This window comes from Nostoc cycadae WK-1 (assembly GCF_002897135.1).
Taxonomy (GTDB): domain Bacteria; phylum Cyanobacteriota; class Cyanobacteriia; order Cyanobacteriales; family Nostocaceae; genus Nostoc_B.
The window spans coordinates 1-20,058 of the sequence record NZ_DF978436.1 but is presented as its reverse complement, the minus strand read 5'-3'; the positions used below and the strand labels follow the sequence as shown (position 1 = coordinate 20,058).

13 protein-coding genes and 1 pseudogene are annotated in these 20,058 nt (G+C 41.7%); 7 read left to right on the top strand and 7 right to left on the bottom strand.

Annotated elements, in window-relative coordinates; all coding sequences use genetic code 11:
- The first annotated feature begins 618 nt into the window (after positions 1 to 618).
- A complete protein-coding gene (locus tag NCWK1_RS21505; protein WP_103126202.1) occupies positions 619 to 1,074 on the top strand; it encodes a response regulator in 456 nt (151 codons plus the stop codon).
- Between the two features lie 10 nt (positions 1,075 to 1,084).
- Here the strand turns inward: NCWK1_RS21505 and NCWK1_RS21500 are convergent, their stop codons facing one another.
- From NCWK1_RS21500 to NCWK1_RS21485, 4 genes are all read right to left on the bottom strand, one after another.
- Complete coding sequence (locus NCWK1_RS21500) at positions 1,085 to 2,227, bottom strand: hybrid sensor histidine kinase/response regulator (RefSeq protein WP_103126118.1); 1,143 nt, start codon at positions 2,225 to 2,227, stop codon at positions 1,085 to 1,087.
- A 26-nt stretch (positions 2,228 to 2,253) separates the two neighbouring features.
- Positions 2,254 to 3,588, bottom strand: coding sequence for an ATP-binding response regulator (locus NCWK1_RS21495; RefSeq protein ID WP_103126117.1), 1,335 nt, complete (start codon positions 3,586 to 3,588; stop codon positions 2,254 to 2,256).
- A gap of 267 nt (positions 3,589 to 3,855) precedes the next feature.
- Complete coding sequence (locus NCWK1_RS21490) at positions 3,856 to 4,287, bottom strand: response regulator (RefSeq protein ID WP_103126116.1); 432 nt, start codon at positions 4,285 to 4,287, stop codon at positions 3,856 to 3,858.
- 241 nt (positions 4,288 to 4,528) lie between these two features.
- Positions 4,529 to 6,532 carry a PAS domain-containing sensor histidine kinase gene (locus NCWK1_RS21485; RefSeq protein WP_103126115.1) on the bottom strand — a complete coding sequence of 668 codons (2,004 nt, stop codon included), beginning with the start codon at positions 6,530 to 6,532 and terminating at the stop codon, positions 4,529 to 4,531.
- A gap of 309 nt (positions 6,533 to 6,841) precedes the next feature.
- On the opposite strand from NCWK1_RS21485, the gene NCWK1_RS21480 reads away from it, so the two are divergent.
- The gene (locus NCWK1_RS21480; protein ID WP_015115609.1) at positions 6,842 to 7,564 is read left to right on the top strand and encodes a response regulator transcription factor; all 723 of its coding nucleotides are present in this window, start codon (positions 6,842 to 6,844) and stop codon (positions 7,562 to 7,564) included.
- Between the two features lie 106 nt (positions 7,565 to 7,670).
- Here NCWK1_RS21480 and NCWK1_RS21475 read toward each other — a convergent pair whose 3' ends face one another.
- Positions 7,671 to 9,023 carry a lipid-A-disaccharide synthase-related protein gene (locus NCWK1_RS21475; protein WP_103126114.1) on the bottom strand — a complete coding sequence of 451 codons (1,353 nt, stop codon included), beginning with the start codon at positions 9,021 to 9,023 and terminating at the stop codon, positions 7,671 to 7,673.
- Positions 9,024 to 9,218: 195 nt separating this feature from the next.
- Between NCWK1_RS21475 and NCWK1_RS21470 the strand changes: the two genes are divergently transcribed.
- Both NCWK1_RS21470 and NCWK1_RS21465 read left to right on the top strand, forming a co-directional pair.
- Positions 9,219 to 11,228 carry a BamA/OMP85 family outer membrane protein gene (locus NCWK1_RS21470; protein ID WP_103126113.1) on the top strand — a complete coding sequence of 670 codons (2,010 nt, stop codon included), beginning with the start codon at positions 9,219 to 9,221 and terminating at the stop codon, positions 11,226 to 11,228.
- A 71-nt stretch (positions 11,229 to 11,299) separates the two neighbouring features.
- On the top strand, positions 11,300 to 11,719 hold the full coding sequence (locus NCWK1_RS21465) for an ester cyclase (RefSeq protein ID WP_103126112.1): 420 nt from the start codon (positions 11,300 to 11,302) through the stop codon (positions 11,717 to 11,719).
- 75 nt (positions 11,720 to 11,794) lie between these two features.
- On the opposite strand, the gene tftA is transcribed toward NCWK1_RS21465, so the two are convergent.
- A complete protein-coding gene (gene tftA / locus NCWK1_RS21460) occupies positions 11,795 to 13,147 on the bottom strand; it encodes a hormogonium tapered terminus morphoprotein TftA (protein ID WP_103126111.1) in 1,353 nt (450 codons plus the stop codon).
- A gap of 155 nt (positions 13,148 to 13,302) precedes the next feature.
- Between tftA and dnaG the strand changes: the two genes are divergently transcribed.
- Positions 13,303 to 15,222, top strand: a complete 1,920-nt coding sequence (gene dnaG, locus NCWK1_RS21455) for a DNA primase (RefSeq protein ID WP_103126110.1) — start codon at positions 13,303 to 13,305, stop codon at positions 15,220 to 15,222.
- 375 nt (positions 15,223 to 15,597) lie between these two features.
- Complete coding sequence (locus tag NCWK1_RS21450; protein ID WP_096577237.1) at positions 15,598 to 16,104, top strand: fatty acid hydroxylase; 507 nt, start codon at positions 15,598 to 15,600, stop codon at positions 16,102 to 16,104.
- A gap of 171 nt (positions 16,105 to 16,275) precedes the next feature.
- On the opposite strand, the gene NCWK1_RS21445 is transcribed toward NCWK1_RS21450, so the two are convergent.
- Positions 16,276 to 19,410 carry a hypothetical protein gene (locus tag NCWK1_RS21445; RefSeq protein ID WP_103126109.1) on the bottom strand — a complete coding sequence of 1,045 codons (3,135 nt, stop codon included), beginning with the start codon at positions 19,408 to 19,410 and terminating at the stop codon, positions 16,276 to 16,278.
- 517 nt (positions 19,411 to 19,927) lie between these two features.
- On the opposite strand from NCWK1_RS21445, the pseudogene NCWK1_RS30265 reads away from it, so the two are divergent.
- Positions 19,928 to 20,058: pseudogene (locus tag NCWK1_RS30265) on the top strand (high light inducible protein); the annotation flags it as partial.

Here is a 20,058-nt window from a genome sequence, read left to right as displayed (position 1 = left end):
TTTATCATTTTTTTAGTGAAATGGTATCAATCTCGTAAATTGTTGGATATTACTGGTTTCTCTGACTGATTGTGCATAATTAGTTTAATTTTAGTTTTATAAATAAAATTAGATTATGACACTCAGATATGAAGGCGATGCCGTCAAAGAGCAAATCCCTATTCTGAGTTTTTTACTGTTAATAGCTGAGAAATAATATTGAAGAAAGTTAAGTAGAAAATGTACTAAATATTCTCAGGCTGACACGGAAAGACTGAAGAGAAGAGTGCATTTTTTGTAGCGGATGAATGGCGATCGCCCATAGACTTACCAAGCAACTATACCTATGAGTTTGTATCTTTAACTTGATTGGCGATCGCCCAAGAATAGAGCATAATCTAAATTAGATTTTTTTATATCAAATTATGATAAATTTTTGCCGAAAAATTATGTAATTTTGCTTATAATCAAAAAGTGTCTGCTCAAACTATAAGCGTTAAATTTTTTCTATTGACACTCAACTGTCAGAAATTAAAATAAAAACTAATTCTCAATCCACTCCATCCTATCCCTTGTGGGATGGTTCGTCTACCATATCAAAAAAGACGAGAAATCCCCATTGATTTTTCTGGAGAAAAGATGTATCTAGCACATTCATTCATCAGTGATGGCAAGCAGCAGAACTCTCAGAAGCCTTTAATTTTGGCAGTGGAAGATAATGATGATAATCTCCTGCTAATTAGTTATGCTCTTGAGTCGCTAGGCTGTCAATTCATCTGTCAATCAGACAGTTCCTCAACGTTTGTGGTAGCTAAAGAGTATCAGCCAGACTTAATCATGCTAGATATTTTGTTACCTAGTCTCAGTGGGATTGAAGTTGTCCGTTATCTTAAGAACGATTCGCTAACTTACAAAATTCCCGTACTTGCGGTTACAGCTTTAGCCACCAGAGAAGATCGACAACGCATCCTCCAGGCTGGATTTGATGACTACATCAGCAAACCATTCTTAATTGAGGATTTAGAAACGGTTGTGCGTCGTCTGCTCAGGGGAAAATTAGAGCCACATTCCAGTTATGAACTGTGTCAGGATTAAGGCAAATTTGCTACTCTTTGTTTTCTTCAAGACTTTTTGGTAGTCGTACTGTAAACACACTGCCTTTACCCAGTTCAGAGGCAACTGTAATATTACCACCGTGTGCTTCGGCAATTCTATAGGAGAGATGTAGTCCTAAACCACTACCAGATCGCTTATTTCTGCCTTGACGAAATCGCTCGAAAATTCCTGCTAGGTCTTCTGGGGCGATACCATAGCCTGTATCTTCAATTGTGATGATGACCCAAGTTTTACCTTGAGGTTTGCTTGTTTCTTCCGAGAAGCGAATTGTGATCCCGCCTGTATCGGTAAATTTGATGGCGTTACCGAGGAGGTTATTGAACACTCGACGTAGTTCTAAAGCATCACCCATGACAATACCAGGATCTGTGGGATTTGGCGCTAAACCACTGGTGTCTACTTCTACATATAAATTTTTCTCATTAGTTAGGGGTGATAATTCGCTAACTACTTCTTGAACTATTTCTGGTAAGTTGCAAACTTCATCGTTAAAGGTCTTTTTCCCTGCCTCTAGACGATAAACTTCTAGCAAGGTATTGACCATTTGCATTAAGTTTTGGTTGCTGCGAATCATGACGGAAATCGCTTGTTTCATTTCTGGCGAAATTTTGCAGAATGTTTCGTCTTGAAACAAACCCAGCATTCGATCAGCCGCTACTAAGGGGGTACGCAAATCATGGGTGAGGCGTGATACAAAGTCTTCTCGTTGGCGAGACATTTTTTGCTGTTCGTCTAAACTGTGCTTGAGTCGCAATAGCGATCGCACTCTCGCTAAGAGTTCATCTGTATCAAAAGGTTTGCGAATAAAATCATCAGCACCATTGTCAAGTCCTTCCACAACACTCGATTCATGAAAGGCGGTGATTAGCAGAATCGGAACATAACTTTTAATTTCTGGGTTCTGACGAATGCGACGAGTAACTTCATAACCGTCCATCCCTGGCATCATCACATCAAGCAGAATTAAATCAGGCGGAGATTGTTCCACATATTTTAAAGCTGATTTACCGTCGGAAACTAAATCAATTTGATAACCTTCACTTTCTAAAATTGTTTGAACTAAAATCAGGTTATCTTTAGTGTCATCAACAGCAAGAATCCGATCAATTTTAGGCTTTTCCACTACAGACATGATTAATCTACTTTTGTGCTAGGGATTTATAGTTTTAGGTGAGGATACCTCATCGATGAACGACGGGATTGAGGAGAAGATTGGTGAGGATTATGAGCCGAGAAAAAAATATTTTCACCATCAACATTTAAAGCCGGGATGTTTCCGGCTCCATTTTGGGATAATATTTGTCGCGGTAGTTCCACTTTAAACATTGAACCAACTCCTAATTCACTCTCGATAAAGATGATGCCACGCATCATCCTGACTAAGGAATCGACAATAGCTAAACCCAATCCTGTACCCGGATATTTCCGCGTCAGACTTTGATCGACTTGGCGGAAGGCTTCAAAAATGTGTTGAAAATCTTTGGGTGCTATGCCAATACCTGTATCACGAACTGCGATCGCTATCCGATTCTCAGGAAGTTCTTTAACTTCTACCCAAATAGAACCTGTTTCGGTAAACTTAATCGCATTCGATAGCAAATTGATTAATATTTGGCGTACACGTACCGAATCATTAAATACCCAAGGGTTTTCTAAATTTATCTGTATTTGCAAAGCTATTTTTTTAGCTTCCGCTAGGGATTGCATCTCGGTAACAGTTGCATTAACTACTTTTGTTAAATCAAATAATTCAGATTTTAATTCTAATCTTCCGGCTTCCAATTTAGAAAAGTCTAGAACTTCATTTAATAACATCAATAAATGCTTGCCGTTATTCAGAATCCTCTCAACCATATCAGTTTGTTGAGGTGTTAATTGACCAAATTTTGGCCGCAATAATATTTGCGAAAACCCAATAATCGCATTCATTGGTGTTCGCAATTCGTGAGACATCGTAGCTAAAAATTGCGTTTTTAGTCTTGATGCTTCGATTAACTTGAAGTTTTGTAGTTGAATTTGTTGCCGTTGTCTTTCGAGTTCTTGATTTTTGCGGATGAGTTGTTCGTGACTTTCTTTTAACTGTTGGAGTGCTAAATTTGCTTGCATTTCGGCGCGATATACTCGCATAGCATTGCGTAAAACTTGTGCCAATGTTTCTGAAGATACGCGTGATTTAGAAAGATAGTCTGTAGCACCAGCTTTCATCAATTCGACAGCAATTTGTTCATCTCCTTGTGCTGTCAGAACAACTAAAGGAACTTTGATTTCTGATGCGTGTATCCTGTGAATCAGTGTTAAGCCATCTTGATCTGGTAAGCGATAATCTAGGAAAACACAGTTAAATGTGGTATTTGTCAAAGCGAGTAGTGCTTCATGGCCATTACCAGCCTCCGACAGTTCCATTTTGACACCTGCTTGCATCAAGGCGCGGCGTACTGCCATCCGGTCTACTTCATCATCATCTACAACCAAAATTCTCAGCGTTTCTTCCATTTGCTTTTTTTTTCGCTGTCCAATGCGATTTGAGGTATATCATTTTTATTTTCAAGCTATCCAAATAAAAAGTGTGAGAGTTGAGTTAAATGTTTGGATATAAGAGTTTTAAAAAAATTATATTTTGGGGACATTTGTCTATTCATTAATAATATCCCGATTTGGGAATTATCTTGCGGAATGTTCTCAATCTTAAATGATTATTTTAGTTGGCTTTGTATTTATTACCTCCTCTGGTGTACATATTTCCTATCAACTTTTAGTAAATTAAGGTAGTTCACACAATATCCAGTATTTGTTTAGGGCGGACATTGTATCGACAAATTTATTGAATGTGAGAGGTTTGAGGATATAACCAGCAACATTTAAGTTATAGGCTTGTACCCTATCTTGATCCTGGTTTGAGGTCGTCATCACAACTACAGGCGTTGTGCATAAATTGGGATCGGAACGCAATTCTTGGAGAAATTCAATGCCGTTCATTTTTGGCATATTTAAATCTAGTAAAACTAATCTTCTCTCAGTTGGTAAGCAGGGAGATTGATCTTCATTACTCCGTAACATAGCGAGGGCTTCTAAACCATTACTTGCTAGATAAATGGGATTGGTAATATTAACTTTCTTAAATGCCCGTTTGACATTCATGACATCAACTTCATCATCCTCCACTAGTAGTATATTAATAACTCTTTCTATCATCTTTTTAGGAACTAATTAGAAATTTTGTTTTTGTCAAATAAATCACTAATTAATATAAATTTGATTATTAGCATTTAATTACTTAATGATATTTTTAAAGTTAGTAATTAATAACTGCATAATCATTAACGAGAAAAGCCTGATTAAGCTCACTATTATTGTAAATGAGCCTGTTAATGCCTGTCCTCAGTCATTGGTGAGAGTTGTAAACAAATATTTTGCACCCTCGGCTTGAGCAGTTTTACTCTTGTGATTGTTTCTTCCAGGTGAAGTGAAAACTGCTGCCGATACCAGAGTTTGAATCTAAATTGATCGTACCGCCTTCTGTTTCCACAATTTTTTTGACGATCGCCAATCCAATGCCTGTGTTTTCCTGGCGATCGCGGGCAGTTAAAGTTTGAAAGATGCTAAACACTTTCTGCTGATATTCTGGGGCAATACCAGGCCCATCATCGGCAATAGTAAATTTGTAGTGGCTACCTTGGTCGGTTACAGAAATCTTGACCTGACCATCAAGGCGCGAGTGATGCTTAATCGCATTTTCGATCAAATTGGTAAATACTTGTTGTAGTGGCATCCGCTTCGTCATCAAAATAGGCATATTTGATGCAGTTTCAATTTTAAAAGTTGCTGGTGGTGAAACAAAATCAATTACTTCTTGGAGTAATTCGCCGACATTTACCCAACACAAATCGGTATGAATACGCCCAATCCGCGAGTATTCCAACAAACCATTAATCAATCCTTCCATGCGCTGGACTCGACCACGCAACAAATTTAACTGTTGCTGGTTTTCTTGGGGGAGTTGACCATTCAGGTCTTCTTCTAACCATTGTGAGAGATTAGCGATCGCCCTCAGTGGTGCTTTTAAATCATGAGAGGCGACATAAGCAAACTGATCTAATTCCTGATTCCGCTTTTGTAAAATAGCCGTAGTTTGGGTTAGGACTGTATTTAAGTCAGTCAGTTCTTTTGTACGTTCTTGGAGTGATAGTTCGATTTGTTTGCGATCGCTAATATCAATACATGAACCAATAAACCCGACAAACACACCATTCTGAGAAAACCTTGGTGTACCTGTATCTAAAACCCAGCGATATTCCCCATCAAATCGGCGCAGGCGATACTCCATCACAAATGAGTTGCGGGCATCAAATGCCGTTGTATAAATATTGATACACCGTGCCAAATCTTCTGGATGAACGCTTTCCGCCCAACCGTTACCTAACTCTTGCACTATTGTGCGGCCAGTAAATTCTAACCAGCCTTGATTAAAAAATGTACAGCCTTGATCCAGACCAGACATCCAAATCATTACAGGTGCGGTATCTGCCATGATACGAAATCTGGCTTCGCTTTCTTCTAAAGCTTGCTGGGTGGGTTGCTGTTCATTTAGATCAATGACTGTGCCGATATAGCCAATCACTGCGCCGTTAGCTTGAGTTTCCGCCACGGCTTGACAAAACACCCATACAATCTTGTCTGGAGAATGGCGAAAGCGAAATTCACATCGCAAAGGCTGTAAATCTGGGACACTGCGTCGCCAGGCCTGATCTACCAGTGCCAAATCATCGGGGTGAATCGCCCTACGCCAACCTTGACCAAAGGAGAATTCTGCCGCACAACCAGCTAATTCACACCATCGCTCATTCACATAAAGGTAGTTACCTGACAAATCTGTGCGAAAAATGGCGACTGGTGACATTTGTGCTAAGGAAGCGTAACGATGCTCATTGTGTCGTAATTTTTGTTCATTTAGCTGGCGTTGCCTTAAATTACTCTCAGCAATTTCTGGGGAGTGATGCGGTAATGAGACCGCAGATTGATCATCAGCAGTGGGTGAGTCAGGCAGATTTTGACCTTGTAAAATTAAAAAAATAATTTGTCCTTGTTGATTAGTGATCGGCTTAATGGAAAAATTAAAAGTTAATAAGCGATCGCCTGCTCCTAATATCTCAACTTCGTAATGTACAGATTCACCTGTGGCGGCACAAGCAACGGCTATTTTTATCGCTTCTTGGGTAAGCGACGAGTTATGCCACCAGCGAGCTTCCCATAAAGGTCTACCCAGTACGTCGCTACTAGTCAATCCACAAAAATTTAACGCTGACTGATTAATTTCTAGGAGGTTGCCCTCTGGTTGCATTAATCCGATGAATTTGATAGTGTCAGACAAAATATGTTTGAGAAATTGCGAGTGTTGACTATTAGCTAAAGCAATTTTAAGTTTTTCTAATTTATCCATTTTGTTCAGCTTTTCAGCTACTAATTATGATTAAATATTCGGGGTATCGACTATTTTGTGAATCATCATTAAAGGTTGTTAAAAGCGATAAATTGCCACAAATATTTCATATTTGGTTGTACAATATCCATATATCTCAGGCTAGATATTTAAATCTATCTATTTGAAAAAATTCAAAAATCCTACTTCTATCGGTGGATGCAAGCCGTTTGCAAGATCATCTATCTTTGGTTTGGGAAAACATAGATAAAGTGGCTGACAAAAGCGGTACTTATTAAAAGACGCAATCAATGAAGAGTGAGTGTAGCAATGAACGAAATCAGCATTATTTTAATTGAGGATCACGATCTTACAAGAATGGGTCTGAAGGCTGCATTGCAGTCTCACAGCGGATTAAAAGTAATTGGGGAAGCAGCAAATGCCACCCAAGGAATGAAACTATTAGAAACAGCCAAGCCAGATGTAGCAGTGGTAGATATTGGCTTACCTGACATGGATGGGATTGAACTCACCCGCAAATATAGACGTTATCAAGCCGAGACAGGACAAACAGCTACCAAAATCCTGATCTTGACAATGGATCACACAGAGGATGCGGTATTAGCGGCGTTTGCGGCTGGTGCAGACTCTTATTACATGAAAGAAACCAGCATTAGCAAGTTAACAGAGGCCATCCAAGCAACTCACGGTGGTAACTCCTGGATTGATCCGGCGATCGCCAATGTGGTATTACGCAAAATGCGCCAAGGTATACCAGGGGAAAACCAAAAAGGTGATCAGCCCAAGACCGTGAAAATCGAAGCATTAGCCACAGAATACGAGCAAGTTCTAGAAACCTATCCTCTCACCCAACGAGAATTAGAAATTTTAGAATTAATCGTCGCTGGATGCAGCAACGGTCAAATCGCGGAGAAACTCTATATCACCGTTGGGACAGTGAAAACCCACGTCCGCAACATCTTAAATAAACTCTGTGCTGATGACCGTACCCAAGCCGCCGTACGTGCTTTACGTTCTGGATTAGTCGCATAGAGAAGTTAAAAGTTAAAAGGCAAAAGGCAAAAGTTATAGCTGTAGTTACTGGATTGATGCTCAAAAATTAGCACTTTACTCTCAAACAAAAGAATCTTTTACCTTTTTACTTTTTGCTTTTTAAAACTAATCTTTCGGCTAAACAATCAGCAATTCGCCGTGCAGCACCCGGTTGACCCATTCGCCGCAAACCATTCTCAGCGATAACTTGTAAGCTGTCAGGGTTTTGTAGCAGCGATCGCATCACCTTCGCTGCTTGGGCTGGCTGTTCAATTAAAATCAAAGACTCTCCTAAAAGACGACTTTGGGCTTCAGCAAAAGCATAGTTGTATTGTGGCCCTTGACCGGGAATGGCGATCGCAGGCTTGCCTAAACCAACAAATTGTTCTGTAGCAGTTCCTGCCATTGCGATCGCCACATCGCCCAAATGCAAACAATCGTTATAAGCTTGTTGGGAGATGAGTAAATAGGCATTGCGTTGCTTAAAGATTAAAGTATTGGCATCAGGTAGAGAAATTGGGGATTCCGTGTGGGGTCGCCAGCCTTGAACCTGTAAGCTAGAAGTTAATTGGCTGGTATCGAGACTGGGTGCGATCGCCGCTAAAAACACCACATTACCAGAAGTATGCCCAACTGCATCTCGTTCTTGAAAACTTGCCAGCAACGCAGAGACAACCTCCAGAATCACTTGCCAATTATTATAAGCTTCTGGTGGGCGAGAACCCGGAAGCAGAGTCACAACTAAGGGTCGTGCGAGTTCTTTTTGTTGGGTATCAACAGTATAAAATCGTTGCATCCCAAAGCTTGGCGCTAAACCATCCATCATCGGATTTCCCACATCCACAGCCGGAATTGGCCATTGTTTTAATATCTGTGTAGTCAAAGCATCTCTGGGAAACACCGCCCGACAACGGCGACGACTCATCAACCAACGTTCCCAAGGATGGTAAATTGAACCAGAAAAATTTTCCCAACGGGCAGATTTTGATTTACGTGGTAACAATCCTGTTTCATCCTGCACATAATACTCAGATTTTGCCGTGCCGACAAAAGCATAATTCGCGCCACTAAAATAGGCAAACAACAGCGGGACAATATCACCCACCGCTAAAATCCCCGCTGACTTACCTGATTTTTTTTGCGAACTCACCCACCGCCGCATTGCTTGAATTTGGCTGAGAGTCAACTGCACTAAACCGCCGCGCACATCTCGCATCAGTTGACGGTTATCCATATATATAAAACCACCAGAAGGCATCGTCCGCACCGAACCAATCAAAGGAATACCCAAATTTTGATAGGCGTGTCCTTCTCCCACCAACGGTAAAGCAAAAATTTCTGGTGGGTTTGCTTGTTCCTGAAAAGCTTGCAAAATTCGGACTGCTATTATATCTTCGCCATGACCGTTACTTAAAACCAGTAAGCGTAACCGAGAACTTGTAGATGGTGACTGACTCATAAGAAACAAAACATCAAGATTTACTGTCAAAATAATTTGTAATTGATAATTCGTAATTAACCCATAGAAGTTAGCTAAGGGCTTAAAGCTTATTACTTCCGTCAATAAATTGAGGGAACCACGGCTGTTTTTACTCAGCCAGTGGCGTAGGCTTGCATCCTTTAATTACGAATTACGAATTAGTAATTATTTGTTATGCAAATTTCTAAAACAGCAATTTTAACTTTAGCTACTTTAGCGGCTAGTAATGTCACTCAACAAGCCCTAGCTGCACCAACTACCCCAGCCAACGAGACGAAAAAAGACGTAGTAGTTCCGGTAATTGAAGAAACTCCCACACGCATACAAGCAATTGCATCACCAGAAACTGTCATAGTGCCGCAGTTTTCTTCAAATACCAAAGGTACTAACAAAAATTCGCCAGTCGTACTAACTCCAGTTAATCAAAACAAGACTACTTTACCGACAGATAATAACTTAGTCGTCACAGCGACAGATGTCCAGATAGTAGGCGCAACTCCCGAATTGCAAGAAATTGTCCGCCAAGTCATCAAAACCCAGCCTGGGGGAGACACCAGCCAAAACCAGTTACAACAAGATGTCGCCGCAATTTTAGAAACTGGTTTATTTACCACTGCCAACGTCAACAGCCGCAGCACCGCCACAGGGTTGAGTGTAACCTATCAGGTGCAACCAGTCATAGTGCGATCGCTACAACTTTCCGGTGCCAAGGTACTAACTTATCAAACTGTTCTCGAACGGTTCCAACCCCAATTCAATAGCGCCATCAGTCCCGCGGGATTGCAAAAAGCTGTAGAACAGGTCAACAAATGGTACACCGACAACGGTTATAACTTGGCGCGGGTGCTATCCATTAAACCCAGTCGTGAGGTAATTCTTAACATTAACGTCGCTGAAGGTTTGGTAAGTGAGATTAAATTTCGTTTTGTCAACGACGAAGGTAAAACCGTTGATAGCAAAGGTAATCCTGTTAGCGGACGCACCAAACCAGACTTTTTACGGCAGCAAATTCAACTCAAATCAGGGCAAATATTTCAAGAAAAATTAGTCCAACAAGATATTCAGCAACTATATCGCACAGGCTTATTTTCTAGTGTAAATGTTGCTTTAGAAGGTGATGCCACCAAGTTAGATTTAGTTTATGAACTCAAAGAAAATGGCGCACGGGCGATTAACTTAGGTGGTAGTTATAACGCCGATCAAGGAATCATTGGTACTGTTAATTATCAAGACCAGAATGTTGCCGGAAAGAACAATATTTTAAATTTGAATGTGGGTTTAAGTAGCCGTGACTTACAATTTGATGGGAAATTAATCAACCCTTATCGCCCCAACAATCCCGATCGCCTAGGATACACCGTCAACGGCTTCCGTCGCCAAGAACTTTCTGAAACCTTTGACGACACCATCAAATTAGCCAACGGCGATAAAGTGCGAGAAGGGCAAATTGGCGGGAGTGTCAGCTTGCAAAGACCAATTGACGGTTGGGATGCTTCTCTCGGATTGAATTATACCAGAACCACAATCCGCGATCGCCAAGGTAATGTTACCGCCACCGATGCCCAAAATAACCCCCTATCTGCCAGCGGTACAGGTATTGATGACTTAACTACCGTATCTTTTACCGCCGCCAAAGACAACAGAAATAACCCACTCAACCCAACTCAAGGTTCCTTACTCAAATTAAGTACAGAACAATCTATCCCCATCGGCCAAGGTAATATTTCCCTCAACCGCGTCACCGCCAATTTCAGCCAATATGTACCCGTCAAGGTATATGACAGTAAACAACCGCAAGTATTTGCTTTAAACGTCCAAGCGGGTACAGTCATTGGCGATTTACCACCGTACGAAGCCTTTAATTTAGGTGGTTCCAACTCTGTGCGCGGTTACGATGGTGGCAAAGTTGGGAGTGGACGCAGTTACGTTTTAGCTTCCGCAGAGTACCGCTTCCCCATCTTACCCATAGTTGGCGGTGTGTTATTTGCCGACTTCGGCTCAGATTTAGGTTCTGGTAGCACCGTTTTAGGAGACCCCGCGGGTGCGCGTGATAAACCAGGCTACGGTTTTGGTTATGGTGCAGGTGTGCGTTTAGATTCCCCACTAGGGCTAATTCGGGCTGACTACGGCGTTAACGACCAAGGAGAAAGTAAAGTCCATCTAGGTATAGGTCAGCGATTTTAATAGTGTTTAAGCTTGACTATAGATAAATCTAAGGGTATTTAAATGCTTAATATCCTGTCAGTACTCCAACCATGTCTACCGCACAAAACAAAGCCATTGCCCTGGAATTCTACCAAGCCTTTGACAATGGCAGTGTTGAACAAGCAAAAAAAATCATTGCCGCAAATTTTACAGCCCATACAACAGGCGCATCCGAACCTCTCGATTTAGATGGCTTTATAGAGTATGGGCTGATGATGCGTACTGCGTTCCCCGATGGGAAGCATACATTTGCAGATGTGATTGTTGAGAATGATAAAGTTGTCACCCGTGGCACATTCAGCGGAACTCATCAGGGAGAATTACTAGGTTTTCCGCCCACAGGTCAGCAAGTTAAATTTGCCGTGATGCACATAGACCAGATTGTTGATGGCAAAATCGCTGAACACTGGGGACAAGCCGATATCATGGCTTTGATGCAACAACTAGGTATTCTTCCCCCATCAATGTAAGTCACGTCAACTCTCTTAAAAAAAACTCAGCGATACTTTGTGCTGACTTCGCGTTGCTCTGCGTTTGAAAAATTATTACATTAAACCAGCCGATTCGTATAACCGTTGTAGCATAGCGGTAATCTTCGCACCATAGTCTAAATCTGCTGACCAACGACCAGAAAGTTGACTAATTAACGGCGCAATTCCGCGAGTCACAAAGCGAAATCTGGGGTCAACAACTTCATTCACCAAAGGTTCTAAACTAGCGTAAGCTTTTAAATGTTGAATATGCGCCCTCACTCCAATTCTGGCACTTTCAAAGGAAGCTGCGGCTGCGCCACCACCAATACTACCAAGTCCAGCAAAATTATTTTGTTCTGCTCTAATATCACCACCAAACCGTAAAAATCCGGTTTCTAAACACATTTGACAAAAAGCAATATCATAGTTGACACCTTCGATTGTGGCTTCTTCTCGATAAAGTTTTGGTAAATCAGGAAACTTGGCTAAAGCATTTTCATTGTTATTTCGCAAAAATAGTTGTAGCTGCACTTCTGAAGTATTTCCACGGGAAATAATTTGATCCATTTGACCTTTGCAAATCACTAAAATTGAACGTAAGTTAACAGTGCGCGTTCCGCCATCCCACGCAACAGAAATATTAAAATCTCGTAATTCTACAGCTTTCACATACACTACTCTGCGGTAAGTAACCCGGTTGACATTCTGTGCTGTTGTTAAGTCAATTCGCAACCGATCTACTAAATCAATAGGAATATAAGCATTACCATTGACTAATATTCCTTGTTCTGAGTAGTTCTGACCGTTGATGTTGATATTAATAGATGGATAAGTTGGTTCTGTTGGGGTTCCTGGTGTGGGGTCAATTACCCGACTCCAAGAAGCCAGCCCATCAGCAATACCTAACGCAAAATCACGGCGACGATTTTGCAGCAAGGCGCGGTCATCAGGACTGCTGAGAAATCCGACTTGCATTAATAATGAAGGCAGTGTAGTTTGACGACAAAAGGCTAAACGTCCCAAGCCGCTATCTGTATCTGGCTTAACTCCACGATTCGGTAATTGAGGAATGCGGCGTAACAAACCGACTAACAGCAGTTCACCATTACTTTTACGCTCATTATTATTGGCAATATAAAATACACTAGCCCCACGTACAGTTGGGCTACTGGCTGCATCCGCATGAATTTCTAGGGCGACATCACCCCGACGACCACGAGAATTTATCCAAGCGATGGAGTCAGCCGCACTTAAATCATCAGGAACTGCTAAAACTTCAAAAGTCCGCGCCCGCAGTTCTGTGACAATTAAATCCCGCAGCAGAATCATTTCTCTAGCTTCGGTGGTTCCCCCAGCGATGGAACCTGGATCGATTCCTCCTGCTTCTTTGCCTCCGTGAGCCGCCGAAATAAATATACGCCCCATCTTCAGTATTTCCTCTTAAAAAATTAAGCGTAAGCAATTTTATACATAATTCTTCGCCTAGCCACAAGAATATAATAGTTATTAAGAGTCAATGGTCATTAGTCAATAGTCCATTGTGTTGACCATTGACTAATGACCATTGACAAATGACTAATATGCACATCCCCCGCTTGCACCCAGACACAATTGAGGAAATTAAACAACGTGCTGACATTGTAGATGTTGTCTCAGAACACGTAGTTTTACGCAAGCGTGGTAAAGATTTTGTCGGGTTGTGTCCGTTCCATAATGAGAAAAGTCCTAGCTTTACAGTCAGCCAGGGTAAGCAAATGTATTATTGCTTCGGCTGTCAAGCTAGTGGTAATGCCTTTAAGTTTTTGATGGATTTGGGGAAACAGTCCTTCATAGAAGTAGTGCTGGATTTGGCGCGGCGCTACCAAGTGAGTGTACAAACCCTCGAACCTGAACAAAGACAAGAATTACAGCGTCAAATGTCATTGCGTGAACAGTTATATGAAGTTCTCGCAGCCACAGCAAATTTTTATCAACACGCTTTGCGCCAAACCCAAGCGCAAAAGGCGTTGCAGTATTTACTTTCTCAGCGTCAACTCAAGGAAGAAACAATTGGGCAGTTTGGCTTGGGTTACGCCCCCGCAGGTTGGGAAACGCTATATCGCTATTTGGTGGAAAATAAACATTATCCAGTGCAGTTGGTAGAAAAGGCGGGATTGATTAAGCCGCGTAAGGAGGGGGGCGGTTATTATGATGTATTCCGCGATCGCCTGATGATTCCCATTCGTGATATTCAAGGGCGCGTGATTGCGTTTGGTGGACGCACATTGACTGAGGAACAGCCAAAATATCTCAATTCCCCAGAAACGGAACTATTTAATAAAGGTAAAACCTTATTCGCCATCGACTTAGCCAAAGCCGGGATTGCTCAACTCGACCAAGCCGTGGTAGTAGAAGGATATTTTGATGCGATCGCTCTCCACGCAGCGGGGATTAATAACGCTGTCGCTTCTCTGGGTACAGCTTTGAGTTTAGAACAAGTCCGCTTGGTACTACGTTACACCGACTCTAAACAGTTAGTTCTCAACTTTGATGCTGATAAAGCCGGGACAAATGCAGCGGAACGGGCGATCGGCGAAATTGCAGATTTAGCATATAAAGGTGAAGTCCAACTTAAGATTCTCAATATCCCAGATGGTAAAGATGCTGATGAATATTTGCACAGCCACAGTACAGCAGAATACCAAGAATTGTTGAAAAATGCGCCACTTTGGTTAGATTGGCAAATTCAGCAAGTTACTCAAGATAGAGACTTAAAACAGGCTACAGATTTTCAGCAGGTAACTCAGCAGATAGTAAAATTACTGAAGAATATCACTAATAATGATACGCGCAACTATTATGTGGGTCGTTGTGCCGAAATTCTCAGTTTGGGCGATACAAACTTGATATCGTTAAGAGCAGAAAATCTATTAACTCAAATTGCGCCGACGACTGCTGCTTATTCTCAGCCAGTATCCACACAGAGACAATGGGGTAGTAAAAAAACATCCCCATCTCCCATACCCAACATAGAACGCAGTCTTTTAGAACATGCTGAAGCTTTATTACTGAGGATATACCTGCATTGTCCCGAACAGCGCCCAGCAATTATTCACGAACTTGAAGAACGAAATTTAGATTTTAGCCTGTCTCACCATCGTTCTTTGTGGCGGCAGATTGTCGAATTAACAAACGGGCAAGTTAATTTAATCTCAAGTTTACAAGACAGATACTTAGAATTAGCTGAAGAAATAGAATTAATCTCCCATCTGTTTCATTTGAATGAGACAGGTAAAAAAGAAATCTTACGTACCCCGCAAGTTGTGCAAGCTGCAACGGCTTGTATGGAGAGAGTATTGCGCGAAAAGCGCTATCGTTACTTTTTAGAACTGTGGCAAGAAACTGATCCAGAAACAGAACCAGAAAAATGGCGATCGTATTATCAGGCATTCTACACCGAAAAAATCAAACTTCAAGAACTCGATCGCCAGCGACAATTTTCTATCACTGATTTGCTGTAGTGGGCTGACTAAATCTCATGCTTTATTTTAAGTTCGTAGTTAATTTTTTCTAAATAATTTTGCGAAAAACCTTAACCTAAATTTGTACTAATTTTAACTCATCCTTTGCTCATACTGTCTGTCTTCATCAGAAGATTATGGGGTAGCGACCATAAAATACACTAAATCTATCAAGTTTTAGATGTAGCTGTGGAATTAATTTTAGACAGAAGTCAAATGGGAGTTATTCATGCGGTTGAATAAATTCAAAATCGCACATTCATAAAACTTTCAAATACTGAAGTCTAGACCTAAAAAAGATGAGATGCTGCCCAGCATCAACCATCATCTTGGGATTTTTTGTGTGGATTTTTTGATTGAACGTGAGGAGTACAAATGCTTGAGGCTATCGTTGTTGCTTGGCTATTATTGTTTTTTGGGGATTTTTTATCTACATTTGTTTACCACATACCTGAGCATGTTTTTGGTAGCCTCCACTTAAGAACACATCATTCTTGGAAGAAAGATTTTCGCCACTATGCCATATTAACGTTAAATCTTCAGGTACTGTTAGATGGTATTTTGGGAGCTTTGCCTTATTTAATTATGGCAGTTATGCTTTGGTCTTTCTCTCCCATTGGTGTAATTTCTGGACTGCTATTAGGGCAGTTTCATGTATGGTGGAGACACGTTAGTATTTTAGGTTGGCAAACTCCAAATATTGTGAATATTGTGTGCCAATTTCTCTTCATTACAACTCCCGAAAGACACTGGCTACACCATCATAAAACTAACCTGGGCTTTGGGGATATTTTTACTTTCTTTGAGCAACCTGCACAAGTTTGGCTGCGATGGTTGCGTCTTGTGAGAGTACGTCTGCGTTATATCAATTTTGGATTTTAGACTTTGCGGAAAGTTGAGCCAGTGCGTTGCGGAGGTTCCCTCCGTTGTAGCAACTGGCGTTGCGTGGGCGGGTTCCCCGACTTGAGCAAACTTTTCAAGACGATTTTGGATTGTAAACTGATAAAAAAGCCTCCCATATTGGGAGGCTGAAACTTTAGCGGAGACAACTTGTTAGCCTATGGGAGTAACAGCGATCGCTCCACCAAATGCGGCGAAAATAGCAGAAACGACGGCTGTAGCAAATAACCACCAAGCGGCTGAGGCTGCGGCTTTGCGGGTTTCTTCGGCTTGCTTTTGGGCTTGATGCTTGACTTCTTCTAGGCGGCGTTGGGCTTCGTGTTGCAGGCGTTCAGCACGTTGTAACACTGTGTTGCGGGCGCGTTCAACTTGATCAATAATCCTGTTGGCATCTTCCTCAGAGATATCCTCACGGGAACTCATGATGGCAACTAAAGTATCACGGTTGAATGCAGATAAGCGATCGCGCAAGGCATCAAATCCCGCTTGGGGATCTTCAAATAACTGCCTAACATCGCGCTTAACGCCATCGTAGTTGAGTTCTGGGCGATCTAAGGAGTTGAGATAGTTACGGATGCGGCCAAAAATGCCGTCAATCACATCTTGTATCCGCCGTTGAATACCCCGGACTTGCTCGACAAATTGCTCACGTACCGAGACAATGTTATCGGCAATTCTGGCGGCTTCTTCATCGCTCATATCTTCCCGAATCTTCAGCAAGGCGATGATGGTGGAACGGTCAAAATGAGCCAAGCGATCGCTCAAACTTTCTACTCCTACCCGTGGATCATGCAACAATAATTGCAAGTCACGTTTAATACCTTCGGGGTTGAGTTCTTCTTTACCAGTTTGCCGCAGATATTCTTCTAAATAAGCTTTGAATGTGTCCATTCTTTGCTGTGTGCGAGTCGCCAGACGGCGCGGCGCACGTACAACATTACGGATTGATGTTTGCACAGAGTCAATCACTTGGTTGACTTGTTCTTCACTCAAGTCTTGACGTTGACTCAGCAATTTGACTAAGGTATCTCGGTCTACTTGAGATAACCGCCGACGCAGTGCAACTGCACCTTCTTTAGGATTTTCAAACAAACGATTTAAATCTCGTTGAATTCCTTCGGGGTTGAGTTCTGCTTTCCCTGTGTTCCGCAAGTAATCTGTAATTACCGTAGTCACAGAATCATATTGCTCTTTGGCTTTGTCGGCTACAGCTTGGGGTGCATGGCGAATACTATGCCAAGAATCTTCTACTGTATTAATAATGTTATTAACTTGGTCTTCGCTCAAGTCTTGGCGCTGACTCAACAACTGCACTAAGGTATCACGGTCAAAGCGAGACAATCTCGTCCGAATTGCACTCATCCCGGCTTGGGGATCTTCTAATAATCGCTTGAGATCGGCACGAATCGCATCAGGGTTTAATTCAGCTTTGCCTGTGTTACGCAGATATGATTCCACATTCAACCACAGGGTTTCTGCTTGATATTTTGCCTGTTCTGCTATACCTTGCGCTTCAATTAAAACGCGATCGCGCTGTTTTTCCAACTCATCTAGAATTGGTTCAACTTCATATACCTGAACATCATTGCGTTCTAGCAAGATTTTCCGTAGTTCCTCACGGTCAAGCACTGCTAGGCGACGAGAAAAAGTTTCAAAATCTGCATCGGAGTCTGACAATAAAGAATGGAAATTTTTTTCAATTCCTTCCGCATTCAACTCCGATTTTGGTGTCACCAGCAAATAGCTTTCAACTCGCCGTTGCAAATCTTGAGTAATTTCTCTTTCTTCTTCGGCTGTAACTGTGACTAAGACTGATTGACGCACAGCTTCTAGGCGATCGGCAATTCGCCCAATTTCGGCTTGAGTGAGTAATCCTCGCTGTTGCAGGATATTCACAAAATCATTGCGCGAAAAACGGTCTAATTCTCTTTTAATTATGCCAGGATCAGCCGCTGGGTCATAGATGACATCGCGGAATTCTTGAGCGATTCTTTCTTGGCTGAGTTGCCAAGCAAAGGTGTTATGCAGATAGTTTTCGATATCAGCGCGAATTGGGCTGTAAGGTTGGGATGGTACAGGCAGCCCTAGTTTATCTGCTTGTTCTGTGGCTTTATCTTTAGCTGTAGCCAAAGATTGCCAGATTTTTTCGACATCGATATCTGATAAATCAGTTCGTCCCAAAACAATCCCCGTCAGGGCTGTGAATCCTTGTTGCAATGTCCGCTGAACAGGGCCGGGGGTAGATTCTTGGGTTGCCTTTTGGTCAGCATCCTTAGCAGAACGAGTTTCAGCAATTAACTGTTCTAGTTTGGCGTTCAGTTCGTCGGTTCTAGTTTGTCCTGGTGGTAAAGATTTGAGATAGTCAACTAACTCACCAAGGCGGTCTTGAACAGGTGGCTGTTGTCCTACTACCTGTTGCCAAACACTGTATAGTGTATCTGCGATGCGCTTAACGTCTCGTTTAGAAAGGTCAGTGCGACTGCTGACTAAATCAATAAATTTTTGGCGGTCGATGTTGCGTAAATCAGGACTCCCGGCGATCGCTTTTAATTGCGGATCGTTGAGTAATTTTTCAAATTCACCGCGAATTTTTGATATATCCAGTTCGGGGGGACGCAGCTTTTCTAAATAATCTTCAACATTTTCCCGAATGCTGATAGGGTCAATAGCACTGCCTAATTCGCGCCGTACAGCAGCTGCGGCAGCTTCTGCGGTGGCGACTACTTGCTGATTGACGGCTTTAGCACCAAGGGCGGCGGTTGCAGTTCCCATAATCGCTTGAAAACCGGAGGTAGCAGTGTTAACCACTGAACCAATTAAGGAACCTACGGTAGTGGAACTTACCCATACTAGTAATAAGAAGTATGCGCCCCAAATTACTAAACCAAGAATGGCTCCTAGTCTGGGATCGAAAATAACTAAGCTTAATTTTACTGCTAAGAAACTGGCAATTAATAAGGCGATGGTGACGGTAACTAGTGTCCAAATTCCCACCGCCGTGCCAATTTTGCGAATGGTTCCGCCAAAACTGCCAGTTTCCCCATGATTTGCATCCGAATCGGATGAATGTCCGAGGTAGGAAATACCCGCTGCAACGGAGAGATTTGTTAGCACTAGTTGAAAAGCAAAAGCGAGAATCACGCCGGAGATTAAGGCGACAAAAAAGCGTGGCCCGGATGTCAGCACCGATGCCTGCGCTGGCGTGACGCTTGAGGGATCTACAGAAATTTGTGCTACCCATAATAATGGTTTGTAGAGTCCCAACATAATTCCCGTACTTTGAATCATTGTATTTCCTTCTTTTAAAGTTTAACTTTGGAGGGATTTAAGAATGGTGTGAGCAGCAACTATGAAATTTATGTCTGTAACTATCGCCATACCTAACTCTCGTAAATCTCAGAATCCTGGAATTTAGGCGATTTCAGCATCCATCTGAAGTTTGAACAATATATCTAGCGTCGGGTAGAAGTTTGTTTATCCATAAGATTTAATTTTTAGGATATTTGTTGAATTAATAAAGCAAAACGCCCATTTATTACCAAATTTAGGCGTTTAATTCCTATTTATTAAAACTAGATAAATTACTATGTTTTAATCTTAGCCTAAGCAAAATTTAGTTAATAGTAATTTACATTTATTTACAAATATGATTTTTATCACCCTCTGAAGGTGGAGATGTTAAGACTTTCAGGCTTTTTTTAATCGTCCACAAGAAGTGCTTGGAGTTTGTACCTACAGACGGAAAGCAATCTATCAATAAATAGCTAACGTTAAGTTAAGTAACAAATAAGTTTGGAATCAAACAATGGAAACTCGCTCCTCCACGAATTTGCCAACAGTTGCTACTGAATATAACGGTATTGATCGTAATGCTTTCGTCTACGGTTGGACTCCTCAAGCTGAACTATGGAATGGTCGTTTAGCGGCGATTGGTTT